The 2,847-nt window shown below is 71.0% G+C and carries 1 protein-coding gene and 2 pseudogenes; 2 read left to right on the forward strand and 1 reads right to left on the reverse strand.

The features are described 5' to 3' along the window. Window positions 1–279, forward strand: a pseudogene (locus tag CCN42_RS38955) (FUSC family protein); the annotation flags it as partial. Between the two features lie 45 nt (window positions 280–324). On the opposite strand, the gene CCN42_RS38960 reads toward CCN42_RS38955, so the two are convergent. After that, window positions 325–2,391 carry a PhoX family protein gene (locus tag CCN42_RS38960; protein WP_245877672.1) on the reverse strand — a complete coding sequence of 689 codons (2,067 nt, stop codon included), beginning with the start codon at window positions 2,389–2,391 and terminating at the stop codon, window positions 325–327. A 243-nt stretch (window positions 2,392–2,634) separates the two neighbouring features. On the opposite strand from CCN42_RS38960, the pseudogene CCN42_RS43970 reads away from it, so the two are divergent. Next, window positions 2,635–2,847: pseudogene (locus tag CCN42_RS43970) on the forward strand (VWA domain-containing protein); the annotation flags it as partial.

Genomic DNA, 2,847 nt, shown 5'->3' on the forward strand with positions numbered 1-2,847 from the left:
GGCCGCCGCGCGGCGGCCTGGTGGCCGCTGGTCGTCGCCGTGGAACGCATCGTCGACGCGACGACCGCGGCCCGGGTCCGGGTCAAGCAGGGCGCGGCCCCGCCGTCCGCCGCGGAGGTCTCCCAGGTGATCCTGCAACTGCGGGAACTGGCGGAGGGTGTCCGCGAGGCGGACACCCTCATCGCCGTGCGCACCGACCTCACCGGACCGCCGGGCAGCGTGCTGGAGCCGCTGCGCCAGGAGGTTGCGGCGGCGAGGGCGATCGCGTCACCGCACTGAACGCGCGGTGAGTGCGGTGAGCGCGGTGACGTGAGAGTCGGCCGGTCAGACGCCGATGTCACCGCCGTCCTTGCGCCACACGGCGACCACCGACGGCCGGACGATCTTCCCGGGCCCGTCGGGCCAGGCGGACGCGGGCTTCTCCACGCTCGCCCCGTCGATCTCGCCCGGGTGCTGCACGGCCACCAGCACCCGCCGGTCCTGGATCACCGGCCCGCAGGTCTCCGCGCCGTTCGGCATCGTCGCGAACTGCTTCAGCTCACCGCGCCGGGCGCCCCGGGTGGCCACGCCGAACAGCCCGTCGTGCGAGCCGAGCTGGTTGCCGTCCGTCGAGATCCACAGGTTGCCGTGCGGGTCGAAGGCCACGTTGTCCGGGCAGGAGATCGGGCTGACCTGGTCCTTCGGGAACCCGGCGAAGTAGGTGGCGGGGTCGTTCGGGTCACCGGCGACCAGGAACAGCGACCAGGCGAACCTCCGGCTGTCGGCGCGGTTCCAGCGCTCGGTCAGCTCCAGCACCTGCCCGTGCTTGTTGAGGTTGCGCGGGTTGGCCTCGTCGGCACCGGCGTACCCGGCCTTGCCCCGGTTGCTGTTGTTGGTGAGCGCGACGTACACCTTGCCGGTGTGCGGGTTGGGCTCGATGTCCTCGGGCCGGTCCATCTTCGTCGCGCCGACCTTGTCACCGGCGAGCCGCGTGAAGACGAACACCTCCTCCGCGGTCATGCCCTCGACGTGCGAGACGGCGCCGTCGGCGGTGGCCGTGGCCAGCGGGATCCACTCGCCGCTGCCGTCGAACTCCCCGTCGGCCGGCAGCTTGCCGGTGCCGTCGATCTCGATCGACGGCGAGTCACCGGTGAGCCTGGCGACGTACAGCGTGCCCTCGTCGAGCAGCGACAGGTTGTGCTCGCGCACCGCCCGGCTCGACCCCTTCTTCATCCGCTTGCTGCCGACGAACTTGTAGAAGTAGTCGAACCGCTCGTCGTCACCCGAGTACACGACGGGCCGCCCGTCCTCGGTCAGCCGCACGGTCGCGCCCTCGTGCTTGAACCGGCCGAGCGCGGTGTGCTTGCGGGGCGTGGACGACGGGTCGTACGGGTCCAGCTCGACGACGTAGCCGAACCGGTGCGGCTCGTTCGGCTCCTGCGCCACGTCGAACCGCTTGTCGAAACGCTCCCACTTGCGCTCGGTGGCACCACCGCCGAGCCCGTACCGCTTGTCGGTGGCCCTGCTCGCGTTGGCGAAGTACTGGTTGAAGTTCTCCTCGCCGTGCAGCGTGGTGCCCCACGGGGTGGTGCCGCCGGAGCAGTTGTTGAGCGTGCCGAGCACCTTGGTGCCCGACGGGTCGGCGGACGTCTTCAGCAGGTCCGACCCGGCCGCCGGCCCGGTCAGCCGGAACTCGGTGGTGGCGGTGACGCGCCGGTTCAGCGGGTGCCGCGGTACGGCGACGAGCTTGCCGGTACGCCGCTCCCCCTCCACGACGACGGCGGACAGCCCGTGCGCGGCCCAGGCGATCTCCACCTGCTCCCGGGTCGGGTTCTCGGGGTCGTACCCCCGGAACATGAGCACCTCGTCGGTGTACTCGTGATTCGCGACGAGGATCTGCCGGCCGCGCTCGCCCGGCAGCGGCAGCAGCGCGAGGAAGTCGTTGTTGTAACCGAACTGCCCGGCCTGCGCCCTCGCCGACTGCTTCTCCGGGTCGAAGGCGGGCGCACCCCGCAGAATGGGCTCACCCCATCGGATGACCACATTCTGGCCATACCCCTCAGGCACGGTCACGGCATCGTTCGTGTTCGGGGCGACGGGGCTGAACCGCAGCCCACGCGCCCCCTGGCCGGCGGAGGGCTTCCGGCCGGTGGCCGCACTCGCCTCCGGGGAGGCCGCGGCCACACCGGCGGCACCCACGGCGGCGGTCGCGGTCACGACGGCGGCGGCGCGCATCACGGAACGGCGGCTCAGCGCGGTGGCGATGACGTCGCCGACGTAAGGGTTCGTGGTGGTGTTCGGCACCTCGTGGAAGCAGGCATCACCACACCGGAAACGGCAGGTCAGGGCGGAACGGCCGCCGGGATGCGAGTCGGACGAGGTCCTGATGACGGGCAGCGTGATGCGACGCACGTTGATTCTTCTCCCCTGGCTTCCCCATGTTTGTCAGCGTCACGGACGCTAGGAGCACGTTTGTGCGGGAGCGGGGCCAGCGTGTGAACGCGGAGTGAACCCGAGGTATCCACCTGTGCTCGGGCTCTCTGCCTCAAAGGGCGCTTGACACCCGCACAGGCTCCCCTCCGGGGCCCGCTAACCTTACGTGTCCGTCCTGGCCAGGGATTGACGGGCTACAACTCACTTCGAAGGGTTGCGCACATGGGCATTCTCTCTCTCCTGCGGAACGCGTTCGGCCGGTCCCGCAAGTCACGCCAGACCGACCCGGAGGATGCCGCCCCCCAGCAGACCCAGCCTCGGACGGAGCCCCAGGAAACCGTCCCGTCCCCTCGCCCGGCCACGCCGGAACAGACGGAGACCCCGGCTCAGGACAGCGTCCCGTCCCCCCGCCCCGCCACGCCCGACGAACACGAC

This window comes from Streptomyces glaucescens (assembly GCF_002154375.1).
GTDB lineage: Bacteria > Actinomycetota > Actinomycetes > Streptomycetales > Streptomycetaceae > Streptomyces > Streptomyces glaucescens.